28 protein-coding genes are annotated in these 25,790 nt (G+C 62.2%); 10 read left to right on the top strand and 18 right to left on the bottom strand.

Features of this window, described 5'->3' with window-relative positions; translation table 11 throughout:
• Both K410_RS0126885 and K410_RS0126880 read right to left on the bottom strand, forming a co-directional pair.
• Complete coding sequence (locus tag K410_RS0126885; protein WP_028137741.1) at window positions 1-948, bottom strand: AAA family ATPase; 948 nt, start codon at window positions 946-948, stop codon at window positions 1-3.
• Between the two features lie 146 nt (window positions 949-1,094).
• On the bottom strand, window positions 1,095-1,295 hold the full coding sequence (locus tag K410_RS0126880) for a hypothetical protein (protein WP_028137740.1): 201 nt from the start codon (window positions 1,293-1,295) through the stop codon (window positions 1,095-1,097).
• A gap of 225 nt (window positions 1,296-1,520) precedes the next feature.
• Between K410_RS0126880 and K410_RS0126875 the strand changes: the two genes are divergently transcribed.
• The gene (locus tag K410_RS0126875) at window positions 1,521-2,495 is read left to right on the top strand and encodes a quinone oxidoreductase family protein (RefSeq protein WP_028137739.1); all 975 of its coding nucleotides are present in this window, start codon (window positions 1,521-1,523) and stop codon (window positions 2,493-2,495) included.
• 34 nt (window positions 2,496-2,529) lie between these two features.
• Here the strand turns inward: K410_RS0126875 and K410_RS0126870 are convergent, their stop codons facing one another.
• Both K410_RS0126870 and K410_RS0126865 read right to left on the bottom strand, forming a co-directional pair.
• Window positions 2,530-2,805 (bottom strand): hypothetical protein, encoded by a 276-nt coding sequence (locus K410_RS0126870; RefSeq protein ID WP_028137738.1) that lies wholly within the window; start codon window positions 2,803-2,805, stop codon window positions 2,530-2,532.
• Window positions 2,806-2,905: 100 nt separating this feature from the next.
• A complete protein-coding gene (locus K410_RS0126865) occupies window positions 2,906-3,514 on the bottom strand; it encodes a S24 family peptidase (RefSeq protein WP_028137737.1) in 609 nt (202 codons plus the stop codon).
• Between the two features lie 165 nt (window positions 3,515-3,679).
• Between K410_RS0126865 and K410_RS0126860 the strand changes: the two genes are divergently transcribed.
• On the top strand, window positions 3,680-4,210 hold the full coding sequence (locus K410_RS0126860; protein ID WP_028137736.1) for a GcrA family cell cycle regulator: 531 nt from the start codon (window positions 3,680-3,682) through the stop codon (window positions 4,208-4,210).
• Between the two features lie 42 nt (window positions 4,211-4,252).
• On the top strand, window positions 4,253-4,828 hold the full coding sequence (locus K410_RS0126855; RefSeq protein ID WP_028137735.1) for a hypothetical protein: 576 nt from the start codon (window positions 4,253-4,255) through the stop codon (window positions 4,826-4,828).
• Between the two features lie 14 nt (window positions 4,829-4,842).
• Here K410_RS0126855 and K410_RS0126850 read toward each other — a convergent pair whose 3' ends face one another.
• The gene (locus K410_RS0126850; protein WP_028137734.1) at window positions 4,843-5,199 is read right to left on the bottom strand and encodes a hypothetical protein; all 357 of its coding nucleotides are present in this window, start codon (window positions 5,197-5,199) and stop codon (window positions 4,843-4,845) included.
• 635 nt (window positions 5,200-5,834) lie between these two features.
• On the opposite strand from K410_RS0126850, the gene K410_RS0126845 reads away from it, so the two are divergent.
• Both K410_RS0126845 and K410_RS0126840 read left to right on the top strand, forming a co-directional pair.
• A complete protein-coding gene (locus K410_RS0126845; RefSeq protein WP_028137733.1) occupies window positions 5,835-6,020 on the top strand; it encodes a hypothetical protein in 186 nt (61 codons plus the stop codon).
• Window positions 6,021-6,243: 223 nt separating this feature from the next.
• Entirely contained in the window at window positions 6,244-6,585 is a 342-nt protein-coding gene (locus tag K410_RS0126840) for a phasin (protein ID WP_028137732.1), read from the top strand.
• 291 nt (window positions 6,586-6,876) lie between these two features.
• Here K410_RS0126840 and K410_RS0126835 read toward each other — a convergent pair whose 3' ends face one another.
• The 3 genes from K410_RS0126835 to K410_RS0126825 all read right to left on the bottom strand — a co-directional run bounded on the left by K410_RS0126835 (window position 6,877) and on the right by K410_RS0126825 (window position 10,261).
• Window positions 6,877-7,194 carry a c-type cytochrome gene (locus K410_RS0126835; RefSeq protein ID WP_028137731.1) on the bottom strand — a complete coding sequence of 106 codons (318 nt, stop codon included), beginning with the start codon at window positions 7,192-7,194 and terminating at the stop codon, window positions 6,877-6,879.
• 285 nt (window positions 7,195-7,479) lie between these two features.
• Entirely contained in the window at window positions 7,480-8,310 is an 831-nt protein-coding gene (locus K410_RS0126830; protein WP_028137730.1) for an alpha/beta fold hydrolase, read from the bottom strand.
• A 154-nt stretch (window positions 8,311-8,464) separates the two neighbouring features.
• On the bottom strand, window positions 8,465-10,261 hold the full coding sequence (locus K410_RS0126825; RefSeq protein ID WP_028137729.1) for a ShlB/FhaC/HecB family hemolysin secretion/activation protein: 1,797 nt from the start codon (window positions 10,259-10,261) through the stop codon (window positions 8,465-8,467).
• 130 nt (window positions 10,262-10,391) lie between these two features.
• Between K410_RS0126825 and K410_RS0126820 the strand changes: the two genes are divergently transcribed.
• Together K410_RS0126820 and K410_RS0126815 are read left to right on the top strand one after the other, a co-directional pair.
• Window positions 10,392-11,693: a FecR family protein gene (locus K410_RS0126820; protein ID WP_028137728.1), complete on the top strand. Its 1,302-nt coding sequence runs from the start codon at window positions 10,392-10,394 to the stop codon at window positions 11,691-11,693.
• Window positions 11,694-11,752: 59 nt separating this feature from the next.
• Window positions 11,753-14,494: an EAL domain-containing protein gene (locus K410_RS0126815; RefSeq protein WP_028137727.1), complete on the top strand. Its 2,742-nt coding sequence runs from the start codon at window positions 11,753-11,755 to the stop codon at window positions 14,492-14,494.
• 122 nt (window positions 14,495-14,616) lie between these two features.
• Here the strand turns inward: K410_RS0126815 and K410_RS0126810 are convergent, their stop codons facing one another.
• The 9 genes from K410_RS0126810 to K410_RS0126770 all read right to left on the bottom strand — a co-directional run bounded on the left by K410_RS0126810 (window position 14,617) and on the right by K410_RS0126770 (window position 22,881).
• Window positions 14,617-15,603 (bottom strand): VOC family protein, encoded by a 987-nt coding sequence (locus K410_RS0126810; protein ID WP_028137726.1) that lies wholly within the window; start codon window positions 15,601-15,603, stop codon window positions 14,617-14,619.
• A gap of 67 nt (window positions 15,604-15,670) precedes the next feature.
• Window positions 15,671-16,282 (bottom strand): glutathione S-transferase family protein, encoded by a 612-nt coding sequence (locus tag K410_RS0126805; protein ID WP_049820330.1) that lies wholly within the window; start codon window positions 16,280-16,282, stop codon window positions 15,671-15,673.
• 11 nt (window positions 16,283-16,293) lie between these two features.
• The gene (locus tag K410_RS0126800; RefSeq protein WP_028137724.1) at window positions 16,294-17,067 is read right to left on the bottom strand and encodes an ABC transporter permease; all 774 of its coding nucleotides are present in this window, start codon (window positions 17,065-17,067) and stop codon (window positions 16,294-16,296) included.
• 38 nt (window positions 17,068-17,105) lie between these two features.
• Window positions 17,106-17,903, bottom strand: a complete 798-nt coding sequence (locus tag K410_RS37315; RefSeq protein ID WP_049820329.1) for an ABC transporter ATP-binding protein — start codon at window positions 17,901-17,903, stop codon at window positions 17,106-17,108.
• Window positions 17,900-18,637: an ABC transporter permease gene (locus tag K410_RS0126790; RefSeq protein WP_028137723.1), complete on the bottom strand. Its 738-nt coding sequence runs from the start codon at window positions 18,635-18,637 to the stop codon at window positions 17,900-17,902. The genes K410_RS37315 and K410_RS0126790 overlap by 4 nt, the downstream gene beginning before the upstream one ends.
• 60 nt (window positions 18,638-18,697) lie before the next feature.
• A complete protein-coding gene (locus K410_RS0126785) occupies window positions 18,698-19,723 on the bottom strand; it encodes an ABC transporter substrate-binding protein (protein WP_028137722.1) in 1,026 nt (341 codons plus the stop codon).
• A gap of 46 nt (window positions 19,724-19,769) precedes the next feature.
• Window positions 19,770-21,488 carry an FAD-dependent monooxygenase gene (locus K410_RS37310; protein WP_049820328.1) on the bottom strand — a complete coding sequence of 573 codons (1,719 nt, stop codon included), beginning with the start codon at window positions 21,486-21,488 and terminating at the stop codon, window positions 19,770-19,772.
• A gap of 127 nt (window positions 21,489-21,615) precedes the next feature.
• Entirely contained in the window at window positions 21,616-22,224 is a 609-nt protein-coding gene (locus K410_RS0126775) for a TetR/AcrR family transcriptional regulator (protein ID WP_080672255.1), read from the bottom strand.
• 396 nt (window positions 22,225-22,620) lie between these two features.
• Window positions 22,621-22,881, bottom strand: a complete 261-nt coding sequence (locus tag K410_RS0126770; RefSeq protein ID WP_028137720.1) for a hypothetical protein — start codon at window positions 22,879-22,881, stop codon at window positions 22,621-22,623.
• Between the two features lie 249 nt (window positions 22,882-23,130).
• On the opposite strand from K410_RS0126770, the gene rocF reads away from it, so the two are divergent.
• Window positions 23,131-24,108 carry an arginase gene (gene rocF / locus K410_RS0126765; RefSeq protein ID WP_028137719.1) on the top strand — a complete coding sequence of 326 codons (978 nt, stop codon included), beginning with the start codon at window positions 23,131-23,133 and terminating at the stop codon, window positions 24,106-24,108.
• Between the two features lie 118 nt (window positions 24,109-24,226).
• Here rocF and K410_RS0126760 read toward each other — a convergent pair whose 3' ends face one another.
• On the bottom strand, window positions 24,227-24,622 hold the full coding sequence (locus K410_RS0126760; protein WP_028137718.1) for a response regulator: 396 nt from the start codon (window positions 24,620-24,622) through the stop codon (window positions 24,227-24,229).
• A 315-nt stretch (window positions 24,623-24,937) separates the two neighbouring features.
• Here K410_RS0126760 and K410_RS0126755 point away from each other — a divergent pair, with 315 nt between their 5' ends.
• Together K410_RS0126755 and K410_RS0126750 are read left to right on the top strand one after the other, a co-directional pair.
• On the top strand, window positions 24,938-25,276 hold the full coding sequence (locus K410_RS0126755; protein WP_028137717.1) for a hypothetical protein: 339 nt from the start codon (window positions 24,938-24,940) through the stop codon (window positions 25,274-25,276).
• A 309-nt stretch (window positions 25,277-25,585) separates the two neighbouring features.
• Window positions 25,586-25,789 (top strand): hypothetical protein, encoded by a 204-nt coding sequence (locus K410_RS0126750; protein WP_245269542.1) that lies wholly within the window; start codon window positions 25,586-25,588, stop codon window positions 25,787-25,789.
• Window position 25,790: the final 1 nt, after the last annotated feature.

Raw genomic sequence — 25,790 nt, 5'->3', positions numbered from 1 at the left:
TCAACCGAAGACGTTGGACCGTGCCGCCTTGGCAATGAAGGTCGTCACCTGCGGCGATGCGGCCTCGATGTCGGCTTCGTATTTCAGGAGCACGTTGAGGGTGTCCTTGACGATATCGGTGTCGAGCTCGGCGGCCTGGAGCAGCACCAGGACCCGTGCCCAGTCGATGGTCTCGCTGACCGACGGCAGCTTTTTCAGGTCCAGCGAGCGGATCTCGTGGATGAAGCCGACCATCTGCCGGCGCAGCGCCTGCGAGATGCCGGGCACGCGGCTTTCGACGATGCGCTCCTCGAGCCGCTGCTCGGGAAAGCCGATATGCAGATGCAGGCAGCGTCGCTTCAAGGCGTCGCCGAGGTCTCGCTCGCTGTTGGAGGTGAGGATCACGGTCGGCGGCGTGATGGCCGAGACGGTGCCGAGCTCGGGGATCGTGACCTGGAAGTCGGACAGGATTTCCAGCAGCAGCGATTCAAATTCCGCGTCCGACTTGTCGATCTCGTCGATCAGGAGCACGCAGCCGCCCGGCTGCTCCAGCGCCTGGAGCAGGGGACGCGGCTCGACGAATTCCTTGGAGAAGAACACGTCGCCAAAATCGTGGAGCTGGGCGAGCGCGGCATGCAACGTTTGCGCACCGCCGAGGACTTCGCCGAGCTTGTCCTTGAGAATCTGCGTATACAGAAGCTGCTTGGCGTATTTCCACTCGTAGAGTGCCTTGGCCTCGTCGAGGCCTTCGTAGCATTGCAGGCGGATCATCTTCATGCCGCGCCAGGCGGCGATCGCCTTGGCAAGCTCGGTCTTGCCGACGCCCGCGGGGCCCTCGACCAGGATCGGCTTCTCGATCTGCTGCGACAAATAGACGGCGGTCGCGATCTGCCGGCTCGCGATGTAGCCCTGCGCGGCGAGGCCGCTCTCCACTGCCTCGATCGAGGTCGAGGCCTTCTGATCAGCCACGAATGGGCGCTCCCAAGGTCTTGCTTGAGGCTTGTTCTGCCTGCGTTCCCGGCAAAGAACAAGCCTCGTTTGGGAGACATCAGACCCGCATCAGCGGCGTTTTTTCCGCTGAACGCAAATAGTTGAGCGGTCCGCCGTGCGCGGGATCAGTGCCGCAGCACTTCCGGCTTGCGGATGGTCTGTCTGACCTCGGCGCCGCAATCGGCGCATTCATAGACAAAGTCGATCTTGGCAAGGCTCCAATGCGGCTCGACCTCGCGCACATACATCGGCAGGAACCCCATGCAGGCGGGGCAATTCACGGGCGCGATCTCGACGTCCTGATGATGCTGTACATAAGCTGGCATCTCGGCTCTCCTTCGCAGGCGACCACCAAACCCCGCGCGGAAGCTACTGCCGGTCGCTTCATGCGCGTCATCAACTTTTTCGAACGGAGGTCGAACGGCGGGGGTTTGTCGCTCGCTGTGACATTCTTGTTACGTGTCTGTACTGTAACGGGCAGACGGAATGCCTATTTCTGCGGCCAATCCGGCTTTCTCGGACCTTCACCAACGATAAAGGGAGCAACGCCCATGACCCATGCCATTCGTTTTCACAAGACCGGCGGTCCGGAAGTCCTGGTCTGGGAGGAGGTCAGCGTCGGCAAGCCCGGGCCGGACGAGGCGCGCATCCGCCACACCGCGGTCGGACTTAACTTCGTCGACATCTACAACCGTTCGGGCCTGTACCCGGCGCAACTCCCGAGCGGGCTCGGCAGCGAGGCGGCCGGAATCGTCGAGGAGGTCGGGCCCGGTGTCACCGATCTGAAGCCAGGCGATCGTGTCGCCTACGGCGCCTCGCCGCTCGGGGCCTATTCCGAGGCGCGACTGATCCCTGCCGACCGTTTGCTGAAGCTGCCGGACGGCGTCGACGACAAGACCGCGGCGGCGATGATGCTCAAAGGGCTCACCACACAATATCTGATCCGGCAGACCTATCGGGTGAAGGCCGGCGACACAATCCTGCTGCATGCGGCGGCCGGCGGCGTCGGCCTGATCCTGAGCCAATGGGCTAAGCACCTCGGCGCCACCGTAATCGGCACCGTCAGCAACGACGAGAAGGCCAAGCTCGCCAAGGCGCATGGCTGCGATCACGTCATCATCTACACCCGGGAGGACTTCGTGAAGCGGGTGGACGAGATCACGGGCGGCAAGAAGGTGCCGGTGGTCTATGATTCCGTCGGCAAGGACACGTTCCTGAAATCGCTGGATTGCCTCGCGCCGCTCGGCATCGCCGCGCTGTTCGGCCAGTCCTCCGGTGCGGTCGAGCCGCTCAATCTCGGCCTGCTGGCTCAGAAGGGCTCGCTCTACGTCACCCGCCCGACCCTGTTCACCTACGCCGCGAAGCGCGAAAATCTGGTTGCGATGGCCGGCGAGCTGTTCGACGTCGTCAAGTCCGGCGCGGTCAAGATCGAGGTGCACCAGACCTATCCGTTGAAGGATGCCGCCAAGGCGCATGCCGATCTCGCCGCACGCAAGACGACGGGATCGACCGTCCTCACGGTCTGATCCGCTCCGGGACGTTGGCGCAGGCTCTCCTGCGTCACGCCCGTTCGTGCTTGCGCAGATCGCGGGCGTGGTCGAGGCGGGCTGCCTGGAGGTCGACCTCTTCCGGTGGAATCTGGGGCAGGGTCGCCTCCGTCAGGATGGCCTCGGTGACGTCCTCGACCGAGTTCTCCGCGATCTCGTGGATGAACGAGACATTCTGGTATTCGCCCGAGGCGATGCGGGAGACGACCTCGCGCCTGGTGATTTCGGGATCAACGACCGCCTCGCGGCCGCGCCGCCCATAATCGATCATCACGACGAAATATTGCATGAAAACGATCCTGCCGCGCTCCCGTCACCGGGAGCGCGGCAGAGTATTTCCGAAAAACGGAATAAAGTCAAGGATTGTTTCTGAAAAACGGAATTTGGTCTTACTTGCTCTTCTTGCGCGGCCGCGCCGACTTGGCGCGCAGCCGCTCGAGCTGCCCTTTGGGCATCGACAGGCAGATTTCCCCGACCCAGTCGAGCTTGACGCCGACGATCGGCTTGGCATTGAAGCTGGTAAGATTGACGACGGACGGACTCTTCCCCCGCTCGATGGTCTTCAGATAGCGCTCGCCGGTCTTGAGCCGGACCACGGCCTCCTCGCCGTAGAAGCTCGACAGCGGATGGCGCTGATCCTTGTAGACCACGATCACGTCGCCGCTCTCGTATTTGGGCAGCATCGAATCGCCCACGATTTCGAATGCGACGGTTTCTTCCATGATCGGGAAGGGCAACGTGATGTCGCCTAGCCCCTCCGGCGGAACCTGCTCGTAGTCCGGCTCGATCACGGCGCCGGCGCCGACCCGGCCCATGATCGGCGCGAGATTGAGCTCGAGATATTCCATGATCGGAATGATCTCCGAAGCCTTCACCAGACGTTCGCCGCCGAGGATCTCCGAGACCGCGCCGGGGCGCACGCCCATGGCCGCCGCCAGGCCGCCCTTGCTCTTGCCCGTCTTCTCCAGGCCCCGCTCGATCATTGCAACGTCCAACATGGTGATTCCCTCGATTGCGCACCGTCCTGGCTCTTGTAATCCGAAATTCGGAATTGATGCAATTATGAATATCAGAATTATTGCTTGACTCTCGCTTCGGAATACCGGAATGTGTGTTTCGCCTCCCGGTCGCTCGACGAGGGAAGCGCATCACAGGACAGCATCATGGAACCGGGCTATTGGCCGTCGGAGCATTCCGACGCGCTTCGCGACTATTTTCGCAAGGGCATGTCTTATGCGGAGATCGGAAGACAAATTAATGCAAGGTTTGGAACGGCTTATACTCGCAATGCGGTAATCGGCCGCGCCAAGCGGCTCGGGCTCGTCGTCCCGGAATGGATAACGAGCCCGTCGATCACGCCATATTTGCCGGGCGAGGCTCCGGTTTCGCCGCGCCGCGCGGTGTTGCCGAACCTGAACGTGCCGCCGAAATCCGCAATGAAGCCTACGGCGCCGGTGAAGTTGCGCTGCGTCGGCGTTCAGCCGCGCCTGATCCAGCTGGTCGAGCTCGAGCCGGCCGATTGCCGCTATCCCTATGGCGGCGACAAGGACGGGGAGGAAATCGCCTTCTGCGGTCATCCCTGCCGGCCAGGCTCCAGCTATTGCGCGCCGCATGCGCGCCTGACGCGCCGCTCCGGTGCGGCGTCTGCCCGCGCCCCCGGTCCCGTCGTGCTGAGGCTGGTCTCCGCTGCCTGAGCTCCCATCCGTTCCGTCGTCAATTTCGCAAGGAGTATCCGAGTGGCTCGTGTCCGACGCAGCAAGTCCTACAAATTGGCCAAGATCTACGATCGGCGGTCCCGCGAGGTGCCGTTCAATGCCGAAGTGGCAGAGGTCGAGATCGACAATCCGCTGGCGCTCGATGCCGGTGAGAAGATCCTGGCCATCCGGTCGATCCGTGGCGACCCGCTGGGGCGGCTGCACGCACACCACCAGATCGACGAGGCGCAATACCGCGGCGGGCGTGCCTTCCAGAACGATTGGGAGAGGGCAGAGCGGGGGCCTCAGGCGGTGGACCCGACCCGGGAATATGTCGACGGCACGCGCACGCGCGACCCCGTCACCGAGAGCCAGCGCCAGGCGGTGTTTCGGTTGAATCGGGTCGAGCGCGAGCTCGGCACCGACGGCGCGGCGCTGGTGCACGACGTGCTGATCCTGGGCCTGACCATGGATCAGATCGGCGCGCGTCGCGCCGTTCGGACGCAGCGCTGGAACGATTATTTTGCGCGGCGCTTTCGCGAATGTCTGGACCGGCTGGCGCTGATCTACGGCTTTGCGACGGAAACGAGCGCCCGACGGGCAGAGCGGCGCGGGTGAAGACCGTCGGTCGCTTATGGGTGCGGTACGATCCGATAAGGCGTCGTGTACGGCTCGACGCGCAGCGAGGCATTGGCCAGAAGCCCGATCTTGGCGGTCGGCGCCTGCTGCAATTCGCCGTTCGGGCCACGATGCACGTTGTACTGCCATACCGTGAGGTCGCCCTTCTGCGCAAGCGCGTGCGCAACCGCGCTCGCATCATTGCCGCCGAGCCCCTGGAGCTCCTCTGTCGATAACCCGATCACGATTTCGTCCTTGACGGTGATGATCTTGAACAGGTTCATCTTGGTCTCCTGCGCCCATGCGCCTTGTATCGAGAGGGTGAAAAGCGCGACCGCGGCGCCCTTGATGAGATCGCAGCGAGAAATCATGCCGTCGTCCTTGGTGCTGAGGCGCGCCCGAATCGAAGAGTTCAGCCATGGCGCCCGTAATCTGCGTGGCCGTGTCGCACCGGCTTGGTCGCTCGCATATCGACAATGGTTCATGGGCGAGACCTGCTGACCGACGATGCGACATCCGTGTCGAGATCGGGACGCTGAGATCAGCTTTCGAGGTCGATGTTCATTTGTCGCCGATACAACCGCTGGGGCCAGACTCAACAATTACGTGTATGCGCCGAGAAGCGCACGTATGCAGCCAATGTGCATTCATGTCGGAAACAAGCCGAAACGCTGTGCCAATCGACAGCGGTCGGGACTGTTTGGCGTGATGGATGCCGCTTCTTGACGCAGGTGGGTGACGGCAACCGATATTCCTGTTATCCGGAATTGCCGCGCTGCGATGCAGACGAAGCATCTCTGCGCTCGCTGTCGGACTTGCCGGACGGGTTGTTCCCTGACATAATTGCAACCAAGTGGTTGAGCGTTGTTGGGGCATGTCGTTCAGCATGCCGGCTGGTCGGGGCCACCCGGCCGACAGTTTGTCGCCATAGGTCCTATTGTGGCGTCTTGCTGCGGCGTTCGGTCTCGCGTAGATCACGAAGGCTGACGCTTGTCATAGGTGCGAGATGAAGAACCTCAATTTCGCGGCTGAATTGCACCTCAAGCTCGGCGCGCCCGCAAGCGGCACGGTCGAAAGTCTGCGCCTGCTCCGCGCGTTCCTGAAGCTCGCACCGCGACAGCGTTTCGAGGTGATCAAGCTGGTCGAAGATCTCGCCACCGAAGAAGCCCTTCCCGAGCGCCCGTTGTCCTGAGTCCGGCCTCGTGCCGTCATTTCCTGCCTTAAAGCGCGATGAGATTCGGGCGAATTGTCATAGCGCTTCAGGCTTTTCGCGCATGATCTTTCCGGAAAGCCGCTGCGCACTTTGCCGGATCACGCCCTAGCCGGGCCCCCCGGCGAGGTTTCCCCGAGGCTGGCCGCTGGAAGGCGATCCGGCAAGTGTGGTATTCAGTCGGGAAAGCGGGAGGAGTGCGACCATGATCGAACCGAAGCTGGAAGTTCCGGCCGAACTGCGCGACCTGGCCGAGAAGACGATTGATCAAGCCGAAAAAGCGTTCGGCATGTTTTTCGAAGCCGCCAGCAAGTCAATGTCGTCCGTTCCGGGCGCGGGGACGGAGGTGTCGAAGCAGGCGTTGAATTTCACTGAGCAGAATATGAAGTCGGCCTTCGAGCATGCGCGCAAGCTGGTTCATGCCAATGACCTTCAGGAAGCGATGCGAATCCAGTCCGATTTCCTGCGCAGCCAGTTCACCAGTGCTGGAGATCACATGCGCCAGATGACCGGCAGCCTTATGCAATCGGGCAAGGACAAGTCCTGATTCTCATTCTGTACGCAGTATGCCCACAAATTGAACTTGCGTGGCGCGGCGATCCGCTTTTCGATGCGGGCGCAGATCCATGACGGGCCACCGAATGACCTTGTTCGCCGTCCGTCATCTCTTCTGCTGATCCCTGTCGGTCCTCCGGCAGGGATCTTTATTTATATATGTGGCAGGTGTTGTGGTCGGCGCGGCACTCAAGCGCGATGAGATTAGGAACAATCGTCATCGCGCTTTGGATTGTTGTTTGAGCTTTTCGGAAGACCGCCGCGCACTTTTCCGGATCATCCATTAGCGCAGCGATGCGATGTAAGCCGCGATGTCGCCCGCTTCGGTCCGGCTCAAGGGAAAATTCGGCATCTTCGGGTGAGGATCGAGCAGGAAGAAGGCGAGCTTCTCCGGGCTGAAGTCCGGCCTGCGCGCGATCGAGGCAAAGGAGGGGACGTCGGCGCTCGCCTGGGTCTGGCCGTTCGCGACGATATGGCAGCTTGCGCACCAGCGCTTGGCAAGGTCGGCACCGTGATCGGCATCGGCTGCGAGCGCGGGCGACGTGCCAACGCTCGAGGTTACGGCAAGCATCAGGCAGAGTCGTCTCAAATGCTGGTGCATCGGGTAACCTTCATGCATTCCGTCGGCCAAGCCTATCCGCAGCACGATCCCGGAAATTGTGAGAGATCAATGCGGGCGATGATCGACCGCAGCAGCTTGCGGACCGAACGATAGAGATGCCGTACGCCTGCCGGCATTCTCGCCGCCGGTAGGCTCAGGCTTCTTGCATCGAGCCCCTTCGTATCAAGACTTTCGACGGAATGCGACACCTGTCTCTCCGAGGCCATATGGCTTTTCTATCCTGCCGTCTCGGAGCCGCCTTGATCTGCCGCAAAGCGTTCCCGGCTAATAGTCACCCGGATTCATGATCATCGGACTTTTCATATCGGCTGGCGCGAGCGCGCTGCTGGCACTGTCACGCAGGAAGCGGTCGAGCGTTTCCTGGATCTTCTGCTTGACCGCGTTGGGGCCGCGATCGCTCATGTCCGTGTGCTGTGCGCCGGTGTGCACGATGTCGATGCCGTGCGCCTTGGCTTCTTCCGGCGTCGGCAGCACGCCGGGATCGGTCACAAAATGCGGGTCCTTCGACCGGAACGACAGGATCTTCATGCCGTCGCTGGTCACGAAAGGCACCCGCAGATTGTCGAGCGTGATCACCTTCGACACCAGTTCCGGGTGCTGATGGGCGACATACATGGAGACGTCGCCGCCGTTCGAGTGGCCGACGAGGGTGATGTGATCGTAATCGACGTTCTCCTGCTGCCTCTTCAGCTTATCCAGCACGAAGAGAATGTTGGCCTCGCAGCGGATATAGACCTCACGCCGGCCGACATATTGCTGACCGGCATGGGTCATGAGCGGCGGGTCAGTCGGCAGGTCCTGCTGGATGCTGGCAACCAGATAGCCGCGCGCGGCGAGCACATTGGCGAGGAAGGAATATTCGGTGGCCTTGACGGTGTTGCCGTTACTGATGATGGCGAGCGGGAGTTTCCAAAGGCCGAGATTGGCCTTGGTCTCGTAGTCGCGCCGCACCGCCAGTTCGACCGAGATCGGCCGCTGCCGCGAGGCGTCGAACAGCTCCAAAGTCTCATGGCGGATGGCGAACCGGCTGACGACGAAATATTCCCCGACGCCGAGGACGCAGAGAAACGCCAGGATCGCAAACACCCTCTTCATGGCTTCGTCTCAAATCACGTTCGGCTGAATATGGTCATCGGGAACTCTCCGATCGAGCGATCGTGAGCAGGTTACGGGATTAAATCTTGGCAACTCTGTGAGCAAGGCCGCAATGGCCGGATGCCGGGGTCCAGTGGCGCAAACGACCGGCTGGTCAGAGACACCCCGACCTGCCGCGTTCGGGACAGAGCCGGAATGCGCTCGACAGTGTAAACAAGAAGCGGGGGCTACGACGTTCATTGTCCGGCGCCCGGTAGCTCAACGGCACGGCCACGCCGAGATCGGCCTGGAGATCGTTTGGCAGGAAGAAGCGCACACCGGCTCCGGCCGATGTCAGCGATAGGCCTTCACTCAAACGGTAGCCGTCGTTCCAGACGGCGCCAGCGTCGCCAAAGGCATAGAGCTGATAGCCGGTCCAGTAGCGGAAATCGAGCTTCTGATCGAAGCGCAGCTCAAATGAGCCGGCGAGGCCATTGTCGCCGCTAATTTCGGCTGCGCCGTAACCCCTGCCGAAGGCCGCACCGCCGAGATAGAACTGCTGCGAGGTGAACAGCGGCCGCGACGCCGTCTGGCTCGCTGCCGCGAGCTTGAGCGACCAGGCATCGCTGAGCGTCTGGTAGCGCGTGAACCAGAGGTTCAGCACCGAGAAGTTCGATGAGGCGCCGTCGCGCGACAACAGATCGTCGTCGAAATGCGAGGCACCGAAGACATCGAGGCCCTGGCGGTAGATCAGCGTCGCGAAACTGGTGCCGCCGAAGCGGTCCTGCAGCCTGTAGTCGGCGGTCAGGCTCGCGGTCCTGATGTGGTCGTTGTACCAGGGGCCGTAAAGGTCATGCTCGGACACATTGCTGAAGCTCGTCGCCGCAGTCAGCGTGAGCGTGGAGGATTGCGACTGCAGCGGAACAATGCTGGCGCGCAGCTCGAAGGCCTCGGTCGTCGTGATGTCGCTGTCGAGGCGGCGGGCATCGCCCGGCCGGACCGCGCTGTAGAGCACGGAAGCGCCGAGACGTAGGCCATCGACGCCGACGGGCGCGTCATACGACAGCCGTGCGAAGCCGAGCTGGCGAGGATCGTTGGCAATGGTCGACAGGTTGACGGCCAGCGTGTCTCCGGGCGTGAGGTAGGAGTTGAACGCGCCGGTGGCGTAGGTCTGCCACGGGCCCACCGAGGATGATCCGAGATTGTCCAAGCCGAACGAGGAGAAGACGTGCCAAGTCTTCAAATAGACGGTGAGACGGAAGCGTCCGGACCCGCTGCCGATCTCCTCCAGCGCGCTGTCGGTGATCCGAACGCCCGGCCTGGCGTTGATGAGGAAGAGCTGGCGCTCGAGTGTCGGGAGCCGCGACGGCTGCTCGGCGAGAACCGGCCCGAGCATCGGCCTGACGCCGAACTGCTCGGCGCCGTCGCCTTTCAGCTCGACCTGCACGATGGCGCCCTCGATCACCTGGATCCGGACCCGGCCGTCGGCAATGTCCTGCGGCGGCACGATCGCCCGGCTGAGATGGAAGCCGTCGGCGCGGTAGAGCTCGCTGATCGCGCCGGCGATCCCGGCGAGATCCGCCTGCGAGACCCTCTTGCCGAGATACGGCTGATAGACTGCGGCAATACGGTCGCGGGAAACCGCGTGGGCGCCGCTGACGTTAACGCCGCGCAGGACGAATTGCGGCTTGGTATCGCCGCGGGTATCGGGTTGGCCAACCGTCGGCAGGCTGACCGGCGGGCGGTTCAGTTTTTCCCGTTCGGTTTGGTTTTCAAAGTATTTCTCGGGCTGGCGCGGATCGAAGCCCGGCTGGTTCGCCTGTTGTGCGAACGCTTGGAGAGCTCCGGCAAAAATCAGGACCAGCAAGGCCATTGCGGTAACGAGATGCCGCTTTCCGGCGCGCGCGGCGAAACTTTCCCCGTAGTTTGACGGAGGAATTGCCGAGGGACGGGAGGGGGTCGTTAGCCTCATGATTTTTCATAGTTTTTTAAGGTCAATGATTGGTTAATGGCGCCGCTCCACTGGCCGCTTCCTGCTAATCCTCTCTTGAGTGATTTCGGATACCCCTCAGATCTGGCTGTAACGCAGACTGAGGATCGTCATGCTCGACAGAATTGGAATGCGGTGTGCCGTCGTGGCGCTGGCTCTTGGAACGGCTCCCGGCGCGTTCGCTGCGGAGGACGGTGTCTGGTCGATCAGCAAGGCCACCGGTGAAGTGTGGGTCGCGACCGACGGCGCGCAACAGGTCGCGCTGAACCGGGACGAGACGCTCAAGCCCGGCAATACCATCCGCACCGGCCGCAATGGCCGGGTGCTGCTGGTCCGCGGCGAGGAAACGATCCTGATCTCTCCGAACTCGGTGGTCGGCTTGCCGGCCGAGAAGAAGGAGGGCCTCTCGACCACCATCATCCAGCAGGCGGGTTCGATCCTGCTCGAGGTCGAGAAGCGCAACGTCAAGCACTTCGAGGTCGAGACGCCTTATCTCGCGGCCGTGGTCAAGGGAACCCAGTTCAGCGTCACGGTGGAGGCGGGCAGCACCAAGGTCGGCGTGCTCCGCGGCCAGGTCGAGGTCTCCGACTTCAGGACGGGGCAGATTGCCCAGGTCATGCCGGGACAAGCGGCTACGGTGTTCGAACAGGGCAAGCCGGGCCTTAGTCTGAGCGGCCCAGGAAAGCTGAGTCCGATCGAGCAGGGCAAGCCGCGCGCCCCGACGATCGAGCGTGTCCAAGTGCCGAGATCGGGACTGACGGCGCCGCGCAATGCCGCGAGCGGTCAATCCATCCATGCACTCGGCCCGGTCGACAAGGGCGGCAAGGCAGCCGGTGCACCCAAGGCATCGGGGCAGGCGGCCGCGGGGCATGCCCCCAGGGCGGGAGCCGTGCGCATTTCGACCGCGCTGGGGGAGGTCAAGCTGAACGTCCACAAGGCGACGCGCGGCCTCGCCCACGGCGGCGTTCCGCCAGGGCAGGCGCGTAATGCGAATGCCAGGGCGGACAGCCAGACGGTCTGGAACGATGGCAAGGCCAGCCCGGCCGCATCCAGTGGCGCGGCAGCTGGCGGGCCCGCCAGCGTGAACGCCACGATCGCCGCAATGACAGCCGGCGCATCCAGCGATGCCCCGCGCGCCAACAACGGAAACGCCGGTGGCAACGGCAATTCCGGTCACAACAACGGCAATGGCGGCAACAACGGAAACAACGGAAACAACGGAAACAACGGAAACAACGGCAATAACGGCAATAACGGCAATAACGGTAACAACGGCAACGGCGGCAATAACGCTCACGGCGGCAGCGGCCATGCCAACAACGGCGCCACCGGCAACGGCAGGGGCAACAACGGGAATGGCGGCGGCAATGGTGGCGGCAATGGCAGCAATGGTCACGGCTACGGCAGACGCTGAGGCGATTTCCTAGGGGATGAGGGGCGTGCCCGCAGAAGCGGGGACGGGGGAGGATCGGAGTGAAACGCTATCGGCCGCATATCCTGGTTGTGATCGCGCTTGCGATCGTGCTGTCCACGGGATGGCATGGCGCACTTCGCAACGCGCTCACCGATCTGCGGTTCGCCTGGCAGCCGCGGGACGCCAGCGGCAAGGTCGTGGTGGTGGCCATCGACGCACCATCCATCGATCAGATCGGCGTGTGGCCCTGGCCGCGCCGGCTTCACGCGGACCTGTTGAGGAGACTCGAGGCGGCGGGCTCGGGAGACATCGCGTTCGATGTCGATTTCAGCACGCCGTCGGATCCAGCCTCCGACGAGGCTTTCGTCAAGGCCCTTCGCGATGCCGGCGGCTCGACGATCCTGCCGTCCTTCAAGCAGCCGACGCCGAACGGCGGCGCGGCCCACGTCAATCGTCCGCTGAAGCCGTTCAGCAACCAGTCGTGGCCGGCGGTCGTGAACGTCGCAGTCGAATCCGACGGGCGCGTTCGCCGCTACCCGGTCGCCGAGAAGCTCGGGGATGAGTTGTTGCCCTCGATGGCGGTCGTGCTGGCCGGCCAGGACGCCAACCGACGGCCGCCCTTCCTGATCGATTTCAGCATTCGCGCGGCCTCCATTCCGACCGTCTCCTATATCGACGTGCTGCGCGGCGATCCTGCTGCGCTCGACAAAGTGAGAGGCAAGAAGATCATCGTCGGGGCCACCGCGCTCGAGCTTGGCGACCGCTTCAGCGTTCCCAACGGCAAGATCGTCTCGGGGCCGGTGCTCCAGGCACTGGCCGCGGAATCCATCCTTCAGGGCCGGATGCTGCGCTGGACCTCGGATATCGGCATGATCCTGGGCTTGGGCGTGCTCTGCCTGCTGATGATGTATTCGTGGCGGCGCTTCGGGCCGGGGATTCGCGTCGCAGCGCTGGTCGCTTCCGGGGCAGCCATGGGATTGGCCGCGATCCTCGTGCAGGCAAGATGGCCCCTCGTCATCGACACGTCGCTATTTCATATTGCGATCATCGCTTATCTGACCGCGATCGCGCTGGATGAAATCGATTTCCGTGGCCTGCTGGGGCGTATCGCCGAGAGCCGCTTTCACCGCATCGCGATGTCGCTTGGCGATGGTCTCGTCTGCACCGACGAGGATCACCGGATCACAGTCTGGAATCCCGGCGCGAGCGCGATCTTCGGCTACACGCCGGCCGAGATGATTGGCCGCCCGTTCGAAACGCTGTGCGCTGTGCCGGTGGACGGCGATGCCAGATCGTCCATGCATGACGCCGCGCGCCAGGCGCTCCTGGTTCCAGGCGGGGCGGTCGTGGTCGAGTTCGAGGGCCGGCGCAAGAATGGTGAGACTTTTTCCGTCGAGGCGAGCTTCTCGGGCTGGCAGGGAACGGACGGCTTTCAATACGGCGCGATCCTGCGCGATATCTCGGTCCGCAAGCGCGAGGCCGAACGCATTCAATATCTGGCCGAACATGACGTGCTGACGGGTCTTGCCAACCGGAATATGCTGCACACAGGCCTCACCGACCTGATCGCTGCGGCGGAGCGGCAGTCGTCCGGCGTTGCTCTGCTCGTGCTCGGGCTCGATGGCTTCCAGGAGATCAACGACATGCTCGGGCACTCCTCGGGCGATCTCGTGCTGCGCGCAGTCGCCGAGCGGCTCCGCGCCGAAGCCGATGGCAAGGCGACCATCGCCCGGCTCAGCGGCGACGAATTCGCCATCGCGCTCGCTTGTGCGGATATCGACGAACCGGTCGCGACCTTCGCCGAGCGCATCGCGCGGGCCTTCGAGGCCCCCCTCGCGGCCGGCGCCCGGCAGCACCGCATCAGGATCAGCGTTGGCGTCGCCGTCTATCCGGAAGGCGGGCAAACCGCCGACGATCTCCTGAGCAACGGCCATCTCGCGCTGAGCCGCGCCAAGGCGACGCGGCGCGGCGGCCATGTTCTGTTCGAAACCGCAATCAGGCAGGAGCTGGAGAACCGGTTGACGCTGGAGAGCGAGCTGGCGCTTGCCGCCGATCGCGGCGAGTTCGAGCTGTTCTACCAGCCGCAGGTTCGCCTGGTCGACGGCAGCCTGGTCGGAGCCGAGGCGCTCATCCGCTGGCGCCATCCGGTGCGCGGCTACGTCTCGCCGGCCGAATTCATGCCGGTGGTCAACACATCGGCCCTGTCCGAGCGGATCGCGAACTGGGTGATGGAGACGGCCTGCCGTCAGGCGCGAGCCTGGGAATTGTCCGGCAACAACGTGCGCGTCGCCATCAACCTCTCGCCCTCACAACTCCAATCCGGCGATCTCGCGCATTCGGTCGCAGCACTGCTCGAGACGACCGGGCTGACGTCGTCGCTTCTCGAAATCGAAGTCACCGAGGACATCCTGCTTCATGACGAGCGCCGCGTGCTGGCCATGTTCAAGCGGATTCAGGATCTCGGCGTCCGGGTCCTGTTCGATGATTTCGGCACCGGTTACGCGAGCCTGAGCTATCTGAAGAAGTTTCCGCTCGACGGGCTCAAGATCGACCGGTCGTTCGTGTTTGGTCTGCTCGCCAATTCCGACGATGCCGCGATCGTCGGCTCGACCATCGGTCTCAGCAAGCAGCTCGGCCTCACGGTCGTGGCCGAAGGCATCGAGAACAAAGCAACGGCCGACTTCCTGGTCAGCTTGGGATGCGAGGAAGGGCAGGGCTATTTCTTCGGCCGTCCGATGCCTGCCGAGGCGTTTGAGAAACAGTGCCTGGTGGCTGAACTCCAGACTGTCAGCGCCGCTTGAGCGAGCGGCTTTCGCCTGCGCGCTGACGCCAGCACTGCGAATGGAGGCTGGATGTTTTGGCGAGCACGTCGCGCGGGTCAACATCTGGTATTCGGCGTCCAATGACGGTGCGCGCTCAGCTACTACTCCTGGTCCACTACCGACTCTTGGGCCACGACCGAGGCGAGCCAGGCGCAGTTCGGGTCCGGGACCCGGATGCCACGGGCTGCAGCATCCAGTCGCATGTTGCGCATGCGAGCTCGCTGCTCCTCCGGAAGGTGCAGTCGCTCATGCCCCCATAGGCTCGGGCCATCAAAGGTTTCGAAAGGCTGCCATGTCGCGGGGTCGATCACTTGCGCGCCCCAGCCGTACTCCACGAAGAAGTCGGACGGGGTGTGCGCATAGAATGATGTCATGTGATCGTTCGTGTGCCGACCGAGCGTATAGGCTATGCGCCCCTCTTCGAGCTGGGCGAGATCATAGCCTTGCCCCACATCGTCGAAGCTCTGCATCTCGACCATGAAGTGGTGGAAACTGCGTTTGCCCGAGCCGACCATGGCAAAGCTATGGTGGCGTCCGTTGATATGCAGGAAGTAGAGCGGGTATGGCGACAGGCCATAATCGGTGATGCGGAAGCCCAACAGATCGCGGTAGAACGGCAACAGATCGTCCACCGTGGCGACGTTCATCACGACGTGACCCATCCCGAGAGGGCCGGTCTTGAAGCCCGAGATGGGCCGACCTGGCTTGAACGGGTCGGGCGAGATCTCCTGCCCGTGAAACACTTCCACCCGGTGGCCCCCCGGATCGCGAAACGTGATGAGATCCGCGACACGGCGCTCGTCCGCAAGAGCGCGCGTGCCCTTGGCGACAGCCACGCCGGCGTTATCCAGACGAGCTGCCAACTCGTCGAGATCCGCCTTGCTTTCGGCCTCCCAGCCAAGGAAGCCGAGACCGTCACTTTCAGCGCCGGTCACGACGAGCCTCTGCTGTCGATCGTCCATGCGAAACGCCCGAACCTTGGCGGCTGCGTCGACCTTCTGCATACCGAGCAGGCGCGTCGCGAAGCCCTCCCAGTCCTCAAGCCTGGTCGATTCTACGCCGACGTAGCCCAATGATTCGAGTGCCATGAACCGTGTCCTCCGCCGTTTCCCAAGTTCGATGCGTTGCCTAATTTTCGGCGCCGGTCGCGCAGGCCTAAAGGGCTATTCCTTCTGCTGCGAATACGCGTTGCGTGGATGGCCGGGACTTGAATTCGCTCCACCGAGCGGCGCACGCCGCCGGGACTTCGAGCTTGAGACGCTCGCAAGCCCAGAAAAGAACGTAGAAGAGCGCGCCATCGGCGAATGACGGCGCTGTGTTCTGTCGCAGGTGACGATCGACGACGAGAAATCCCTCTTGGATGATCTCTCGCCCACGCGCCCGCGTCGCCTCGTGGTCTTCTTCAGCCATCGCAAACTTGTCCGGACGAAACGCGCGCGAGAAGCCCTGCATGTGGATGGTCGAAACGATGAACTCGGTCAGCTCACTTGCGCTCAGAAGCGTCTCCGGGTCAGACGGCACCAGGCCCGCGGAAGGCGTCTGTTCGGCGAGATATCGCGCGATCACCGGGAATTCGGTGAGCACCGAGCCGTCTGCACGTTCGAGCGCGGGCACTTTGCGTTTCGGATTGACTGCCGTGTACCAGGCCTGAAAATTCTCGCCATTGCGGATATCGACTTTCCGCAGTTCGAAACGGCACCCGATTTCTTGCAGCAGATAGTGAATGCCGATCGAGCAGGCGCCGGGCGCAAAGTAGAGCTTCATCATTTGTCTCCCGATTAATGCAAAACGACATCCTGATCGACCGGACGCCACGCAAGACATCGCCGCTGCAAGGCCATAAGCACTGCGTCGGACGCGAAGACGATGAGTACGATCAAGGTTATGCCGGCATAGACGCCCGCAATGTCCACAGAGTTGTAGGATTGCTCGATGTAATGACCCACGCCGTTCTCGGCCGCGAGAAACTCGCCGACAAGCGCGGCATTGATGGCCCATGGAAGCGCGGCCCGCAGCGCCGCCCACACAAACGGCTGGACACTATTAAATATCACCTCGCGCGCCACTTCGATCCTGCTTGCGCCGAAGATCGAAACTGTCTGGACGAGGTTCGGGCCGATGGATCGTATTCCGGCGGCCGTCGCGACGAACACCAGGAAGAACGTCATCAACGCGACGAGCACGATTTTCGAACCAAGGCCAATGCCGAACCACAGGATGAGGATGGGACTCAGCGCCAGCTTGGGAATTCCGACGGCGGTTCGGGCGAACGGCTCGACGACCATCCGAAGCCGCTCGGACAGTTGGACGAGAAAGGGAAGGACGACACCGAGACCCGCTCCCAGCATGAGGCCTATGCCGGCCTCTGCGGCGGTCGTCGCCATCATCGGGAAAAGTTCTCGATTCGAGATCAGCTCGATAACCCTCTGCAGAGTGGCTTGCGGCGTCGCCACAAGCGTCGGATACGCCCGCGCGGCGGCGAGCCACATGCCAACCAGCACGACCGCGACCGCCGTGCGCGCGATGATTAATGGCGACGGAACGATCGCCATCTGCGACCGACCTGCCGAGATAGCTGACGAATTCGGCATCAGACTTGCGCCCTGATTCGGCTAAACAAGCCCGGGAACTGCGGTGCGGTCACGATGCTATCGAGTGCTCTGGGGCGTGGGATATCGATGACGTGTTCGCCTCGAACGCAAGCGGGCGACTTCGTCAGCGTGATCGTCCGGTCTCCAAGGGCGATCGCCTCATTGATGTCGTGGGTGACGAACAGGATCGTCTTCTCTCCTCGTTGCCACAACTTGACGAGATCCGACTGAATATGGAGCCGAGATTCGGCATCGAGCGCCCCGAATGGTTCGTCCATCAGGATGACGGGCGGATCGTAGGCCAGCGTTCTGATGATGGACGCGCGCTTGCGCATGCCGCCGGAAAGTTGGTGTGGGTAATACCCTTCGAAGCCACCTAGCCCCACAGTATCGATCAACTCGTCGACGCGCGCCCTGGTCTCGCTGTTGAGTCGACCCTGGACAACGAGCGGATACTCGACATTTTCCCGCAGAGTCCGCCAGGGCAAGAGATTATCGTCTTGCATCACATATCCGATGCGACCGCCGCATCCCGGAGAAGGCCTGCTGCGGCTCGAGTCGTTGATGACTTCGCCGCGAAACAATATCTCCCCTTTCGAAGGAATATCGATCTGCGCGATCATATTGAGCAACGTCGATTTTCCGGAGCCTGAGGGTCCGATCAGCGTGACGAATTCACCTTCGTAGAGCGCAAACGACATTCCCTCTACGACCCAGCGAATTCCGTCTTTGCTCTGCCCTTGGAATCGCTTGCCAAGATTGCAGACATCCAGGAGCGGCTTACCATTCTGTCTCATGTGAGGCTTCCCGAACTAACGCCTTTGGAATGAGAACCCTTCCAAGCCAGCAGGCGGTCGTGCAAACGATCGATGCCGACGTTGGTGATGGTTACGACTAGCGCGAGAGCAGTTACGGCGGCGAGCGCGCCCGTGACTTCGAAATTCCCCGCAGAAAATTGAACAAGATACCCCAATCCGCGGTTCGAGGAGATCAGTTCGGCAATGGCTGCTCCGCCAATCGAAAGAGGTAGCGTGACCTGCACGGCCTGAAAAATGAACGGCAAAGCAGAAGGCCAGACGACGGTGCGCAACAACTGCGCTTCACTCGCACCAGCAACCTTTGCCATCCGGAGCAGGCGAGGATCGACGCCTCGAACGCCTTCCATCGTACTGAAGAACACGAGGAAGAAGCTGACGCTCGCGACGAGTGCAACTTTGCTCCAGATGCCGATTCCAAACCAAATGATGAAGAGGGGAATGAATGCGACTTTGGGCAGCCCGTATCCAATCAAAATGAATGGATCGAGCACCGCCGTCACGAACGGCCGTTTCCGCAGGACAAACGGAAGCACCACGCCCGGCAATCCGCCGACAACAAATCCGAGGACGGCAGCCAGCAACGTATAGCCTGCGTTGGCACCCAGGACGCCGTTGAGCGACCACAGATACAGCTGCTGCCCAACGAGAAGCGGCGAACTTATCAACTCGGGCCCAGTCCAGACACTTGCTGCTTGCCACACAAGCAGCAGCATGGCTCCGAACCCGAATCTATCGAAGGTTGCTCTACTCATGGGTTCTATTCCGCGGTCCCTCTACGGAGTGAACGCTGTTGAATAAAGTTCCGACTCGGGGGGCAGTTTGGCGTCCGGAGGAATGATTCCGCTGATCCGATCGAAGGCGATGACGTTGTCCAGCATCGCGCTGGTCAGCTTCATGTCCGGCTGAGCGAACGGGGCAAACACCTCGTAGGATGCCTTCAGGATATCAGGCTCCATCTTGTCGAATGACTTGCCGAGCGCCTCCAGACTCGCGGAGCGGTCCGCTTTCATCAACGCGATCGCGTCCTTCAGAGCCGCCACGAATCCCTGACAGCGCACCGTTTCGGTATCGCAGTAGCCCGGCCGAACCAGAACGACGTTATATGGAAAGGGCTTCAACTCGGGGAGAGATACTTCCGGCCCCGACAGCCATCGAATACCCCCTTCTTTGACGGCCAGAAGAGAGAACGGAGGCGAGAACACCATGGCGTCGATCGTACCCGCCTTGAGCGCCGCGACCATCGCGGGTGGCTGTAGCGCGGTAATCGTGAAATCGGTTTCCGGGTTCATTCCCGCCTTGACCGCGACAAACCGCAGGAAACTGTGGGGCAGACCATTGATTGCGTCGACCCCGATCGTGAGTCCTTTCAAAGCGCGGATTTTCGCCGTTGCGTCCGCGTTCGGCGCTATTTCCAGCTTTTTGGCTACCGCGTCGCGGATCACGATATCCGTCGTGAAGCGATCCTGTGTATTGGCTATCGCGACGAGCTTTTGATTTCGGGCCGCGGCCGCGATTTGGATGCCTCCCGAGATCAACGAGAAGTCTGCGCTCTTGCCGAGCATCGCGTTGATGACGCCGGGACCGGCGACATAGATGACCTTCGGCTCGATCCCATGTCGGCGAAAGAAGCCGCGCTCCTGCGCGATGTAGAGCGGCGCGAATAGGAGGGATTGAGCCGGCAAGGCAATCGTTGTCGGGACCGGCGATTGTGCGAGCGCTGGCGAGGAGCCGTGCAGGGCGCCCAGAGCGATCATCGCAAGACTCAATATTCGTCCTGCGTACTGCATTCCCTTGTTCATAGAGTCCTCCCTGGCATTATTGTTGATGTCGTGATTTGCGTTGCTCTCAAGCGGCGGACGGCTCCTCGTCGCTTCTGATGTCCGCTCCCGCCAATGCCGTTCCAAGAGCACGTTCGACGAATTTTTCTGGATCGGGCACGGCGTTGAAACTACGCGCGGCTACGTAGCCGTCGGGCCTGATCAGGACCATCCCTCGCGGACCGATGCCGTACGATTGGGCGAAGAGTCCGTCTTGATCGATGTAATCGCCGCCCGCGCCAATGCTGCAGGAGCGCCCTGGAACATGAAGCTCTGCGGAAACCTTCGCAAAGGCGCGCCGCCAATCTTCTGCGCCGGGCGTCGTCAGCATCAAGAAGTAGCCGGCACCGGCAAGATCGACGGTCGACAATCTTCCGCTTGGTCCTTGCAGCCAGAGATGGGGTGCTCGGTGTCCGGGACAGGCGACCGGTTCGTACTGCTCAATGCGGAAGGGCGGAGCCGACGTCCCGTCAGGCGATATCCATCGGGAGGAATAGGCCTGGCCGAATGTCTGACCTATGTAGTCAAAATGCTCGCGAAGGCTCGGGATCACGTCCCGAATGTGACGCTCCGCTGCGGCGGAATCCGGGCCCTCGAGCATCTTGGCGATCGGGCTGTCGTGCGTTGCCATCCCGGAGAGACCACTCTCCGCCATCTTCATTGCGTTGTGAACGCTCTGCTCGATATTGGTCTGAGCGACAGGACGGCGCTCCTCGTTATAGCTTTCGAGAAGCGAGGCCGGAGCGTTGCCGCGCAACACGAAGGCCAATTTCCACGCCAGATTGTGCACGTCACCAATGCCGGTGTTCATTCCTTGCCCGCCCGTCGGCGGCAGCGGATGGGCGGCGTCCCCCGCGATGAAGACCCGACCTTTGCTGAACTGGTCCGCAAGGCGAGCCTGCATTCTCCACGGCAGGATGCTATGGATCTCGAGCGGAACGTCGTTCGAGCCGATGGCTGCGCGAACGATCGCTTCGCAGCGCTCGGTCGTGAACGACTCGACGCTTTCCTGGTCTGGATCGAAGGCGAAATTGTACGTCCAACGTCGTCGGCCATCGAGAGCAATGAGCACTCCGCATGTCGCGGCGTTGTAGATCCACCACAGCAGGTAAGGCCGCTTTTCGACGAACTCCCATAGGTCGGCCTCGAAGTAGATGCCGATCTGCCGGCCGATTCGTCCTCGTCCCGTCATCCCGATGCCGAGGCGCTCCCTCACGAAGCTGCGCGCGCCGTCCGCGGCAACCACGTAGCGCGCGTCGATCATGAGGTCGCCGGCCCCCTGCCGACATTCGAGCCGCACACCATCAGGTCGGGACGCGAGTTCTTTGAGCTCGGTCGAGAACAGCAATTTGACGGGCGCAAAGCTTCGCGCGACATCAACCAAGATCGGCTCAAGCACGTCTTGAGGGCATGACGTCTTGCGGCTCGGACTGGCGGCTTGATGGGCCCGGTCGCGGTCGGGAATGCCCCGCGTCGCCAATACCGCGATATCCGGTCCTATCAGCCGGGACAGGAACGAGACTCCCGCGTTGCGCTCTGGAGGCAAACCGGCCTTTGCTACTGGCTCGTCGCAACCGATCGATCGGAATATTTCCATCGTACGCGCGTTGACCACATGCCCCCGCGGATGAGCCGATGTCGACGCATTTCGTTCGATGAGGATCGTGTTCACGCCCAACGAACCCAGCAAGCCGGCAGCCGTCAGACCCACCGGTCCGGCACCGACAATTGCCACTTCGGTCTCCATGAGACCTCCTCCCGATCGCCCTGAATTATTTTTCGCGACCGAGAACCAAGCGCAACTTTGACTGACAGTCAATATAATTTTGACTGACAGTCAATGACGCGGCGCGGTATGCGCCATCAACCCTCTGTCACACGGATGGAAGATTCTTTTCGCCAAGAAGCTCGGCGTTGGCAACCGCAAGCGGGAAAAGCCGAAAAGCCATCTCGACGATGGCCGCCTTGTTCGAGATCTGTCCCTGAACCCAGGCCAGAACGAGCTCATCGAAATAGCCGAGCCAGGCCCGCGTCGCGACAGCAAGTTCGAGCGAGGGCGCAGTCACGCCATAGAAGCCCAGGACCAGCCGAATTCCGTGGCTGCGCGAACGTTCCCAAATGTCCTGGATTGCCGCAGTCCCACCGCCGCGCGAATGGAAAACGTAATCGACTCGGCGTCGATAGACCTCCTCCATATGCGCGACCAAGAAGCTGCGGAGCTTTTCGGGACCCGACCCCGTGAGTGTCGCCTGCAGATGAATACGGTCCAGCCGGTCGGCGGCAGCTTGTGAAATTTCCTCGTAAAGCTTGGACTTCGATCCAAAGTAGTGGAACGTGAGTCCATGGGCCACGCCCGCTTCGCGGGCAATATCTTCCGCTGAGATCTCGTCGAACCGACGTTGGGTAAACAGTCTGGTTGCTGCTTCAAGGATTCGGTCGCGAGCCGGAATGTCGGCGCGCTTCTTCTTTCGTGCAGTGACCACCGGTTCGACTCAGCCATTGAACTGTGACGGCATGACCTAACCACTCAGATTGACGGCGAGTCAACCGACGACCGCAATGGGTGGTGGACCGGACGCGAACCGTGCTCATTTGACCATTGGCGGTGACTTGGCACGTTAAGCTGTTCGCGTAGGTAAGCTGCTAGTGGCCGTGCCCGCCTTGCCTTGAGCATGTGGCTTGGCGACGTCGCGAACGCGCTTGGCGAAGGCTTGCGCGACCGGGCTCAGCATTCGACCTTAAGCGCGAACGCTGCCGTGTGCAGGTGCCACCTCAGCAATGCGACGAATAGCGCCCTCAGCACATTGGCTGGGGCCGAACCGCAGCGCCGAGCTCGTCCAGATGGAGGACAGTCTCACCGAAGGGGCGGTCGCAGAAAGCTAACGCCGCCGCGCGACCGCGACGCCAAAGAGGAAAGCCACGAACAGGCTGGCAAGCGGCGCTTCGCGCGTGATCGCCGCGACCGTCGCGAGGGCGCCGCCGGGCTTGCGCGATTCCTCGATGGTCGAGGTGAAGCGGTCGACGGCCGCGTGCAAGCCGCCCGCGACTTCACCGATCGTGCGGGAGACATCCGCTGCCGTATCGATGGCACGCTCGGCCATGCCGGGTTGGGACGAGGATTGCGGTATCTCCGTGCTCAAGTGCGCGACCTCCAAACCTGATGGCGGAGGCCGGCACCTTTGGCTATCCGCGCGAGCGCTTGTTTTGAACAGCGGGTCTGACGACCTTTGGCTATCCGCGACAGGCGCCGTCATTAACGGCGGGTGCCGGCCTTGGATGGGCAATGCAGCGCAGGGGCTTTTGTTCCAGTCGGATGGCAAGTGCCCCGTGAAACGACGGATGCGAATCTCTGTTAGGCTGGCTCGACCTTGTTGGATCAGGAGGCGGCCGTGACCGATCGGACCATGACGGATCGAGCCCGGCGCATCGCTTTGCTCGGCGCGCCCATCGATATGGGCGCATCGCAGCGCGGCACATTGATGGGTCCTGCGGCGCTGCGCACCGCGGGCCTTGCGACACTGCTCGAAAGCCTGGATTTCGAGGTCGTCGACTACGGCGATCTTTCCGCTGGCGGAGTCCCGGACCTCACCGACAGGCCGCCGGAAAGAGCCAATCACTACCGCGAGATCCAGCGCTGGACCCGCGCTCTGAGCCGCAAAGGCTATGAGATCGCGAAGACCGGTGCGCTGCCGATCTTCCTGGGCGGCGATCACACGCTGTCGATGGGATCGGTCAATGCGATGGCGCGCCATTGGCAGGAGCGTGGCCGGGAGCTGTTCGTGCTCTGGCTCGATGCCCATGCCGATTACAACACGCCGGAGACGACGATCACCGCGAACATGCACGGCATGTCGGCCGCGTTCTTGTGCGGCGAACCCGGCCTCGACGGCCTGCTCGGCGACGACCCCCGCGCGTCAATCCATCCGGACCGGCTCGACCTGTTCGGCGCGCGTTCGATCGACAGGCTGGAGAAGGAGCTGATGCGCGCGCGCCGGATCAGGGTCGTCGACATGCGCCAGATCGACGAGTTCGGCGTTGCCGTGTTGATCCGGCGCGTCATCGAGCGGGTCAAGGCGAGCAACGGGGTGCTGCATGTCAGCTTCGACGTCGATTTCCTCGATCCCTGCGTGGCGCCGGGCGTCGGCACCACGGTGCCGGGTGGCGCGACCTATCGCGAGGCACACCTGATCATGGAGCTGCTGCACGATTCCGGCGCGGTCGGATCGGTCGACATCGTCGAGCTCAATCCCTTCCTGGATGAACGCGGCCGGACGGCACGCACGGCTGTCGAGCTGATCGGCAGCCTGTTCGGCCAGCAGATCACCGACCGGCCGACGCCGAGCAACGCGATCGCTCCGGGCGAGTGAAGCGTCGGCGATGATGATGATGAGCTTCAATCTGCCATAGGTCCCAGCTTGTCGCTTGGCGGTATCAGGGCTTCATCGTCGACGAGGAGAATTGAAGCACTCACGGATTGCGGAAACCTCAGGCGGGACCCGTTTGCTGCGAGCCCGCGTTCAAGAGCTGAGATACAGCGGCAACCACTTGGGCCGGCGCAAATGGCTTCTGCAACAGGATGCTGTTCGGCACCCCTAGGACGGGCCATTGATCGGCAGCGCCGCCCGTCATGTAAACCACCGGAAAACTCGGATCGATCTCCCGGGCCGCTCTTGCGACCTCCCAGCCATCGAGGCGTCCGAGGAGATTGACGTCCGTGACAAGAGCCCGGTAGGGCCTGAGACGGCCCTTCAGCAGTGTACTGGCTTCCTCGCCCGTCTTCACGGTTGCGATCTCGAAGCCTCCCTCGGTCAAGGCATCTTCAACGATAGCCTGGATCATATCGTCGTCTTCGATAACAAGAATGATCGGACGCTCTGTCACGGCACCAGTCCCCCTGTCATCTTCCCCGTCTGTTACAAAGTGTACACAGCGCCGTTTGTTCCCCGGCGGAACAAATCACCTGGATTCAAGAGTGGAATAGTCGGGTCCAATTCCGCGGGCCAGGAACTTTCCTGTAATTGCCAAGTTTTCCCGATGCCCTTCCCCAAGGGTGACCCCGGTGGCCCCAGCTCCAACGCCCCCCTGATCCCCGCGAGCTGGGGCCCTTTTTTTATCAAGACCGGGCCGCGGGCGCGGCCGGAACTCTGCCCGCGCATCACCATTCCAGGTGCGCAGGCACGAACGTAGGCGGACGCCATGAAATGGATGCTTGTGGTCCTCGTCGGTGGCGTCGCGCCGGTCAATACCGATCTCGTATTCGACAAGTTCAGCGACTGCCTGTCCGCCGAGGCGCAAATGCGACAGCATTACTCTGACGCGTTCGATGCCTGGGACCGAGTCGCCGCGGCAAGAATCGACCGGCGTAGCGATTACAGGAAGGCCCGCGAACTCGAGGCGAAGAGACTGCTCAGCAACGTCGGGACCTGTGTGCCCCATGGCGGGGAAAAGTCTGTTGCGCCGGCGGAGCCGCCCAAGCCGCCTGCCGCACCTTCACAGCAACCTGCTGCGCCGGCGCAGCCAGCGCCGCGAACCTAGCAAGACGCGCGCCTCATCGAGAGAAAAGCCGCGCTCCTGGGGAGCGCGGCTGCATTGCGATTTTGTTCATCGAGATACCCGTTCACAACGCATGACATCCGCCCCGGAGATAATGGGAAAAATAGGCAATAGTTGCCAAGTGAAAGATCGTCCCCGCCAAGGGCCAGTCTGCCTGCGTCAGAGCCCCCCACGACCGAAACCGTCCCGCGCGATGTCGTCCGTTCGACTAAAGATGCCGGGAAAAACTGGAAACATCAGGAGTGCCTTGAGTTGGCAGCGATGGATCCGGTGTCGTGGAGAGCAAGCATCGTGGACGACGTTTTGAAGAACGCCGCCGAAACGGCCTGGACGGTGTACCGGGCGTGGAATCCCGACGTCGACGCATGCGACAGTCGGCGATGCCTGCTGGAACGCCATTTGCTCAGGAGAAGGGAAGAGCGCGAGAGCGATGCCGAAGAGCTCGTCAGCTTCGGGATAGCCTACCTGTCCCGGCTTCCCAGCGACGAATGTTGAC

Source organism: Bradyrhizobium sp. 22 (assembly GCF_000482425.1).
Lineage (GTDB): Bacteria > Pseudomonadota > Alphaproteobacteria > Rhizobiales > Xanthobacteraceae > Bradyrhizobium > Bradyrhizobium japonicum_B.
This window is presented reverse-complemented; position numbering and strand designations above follow the sequence as displayed.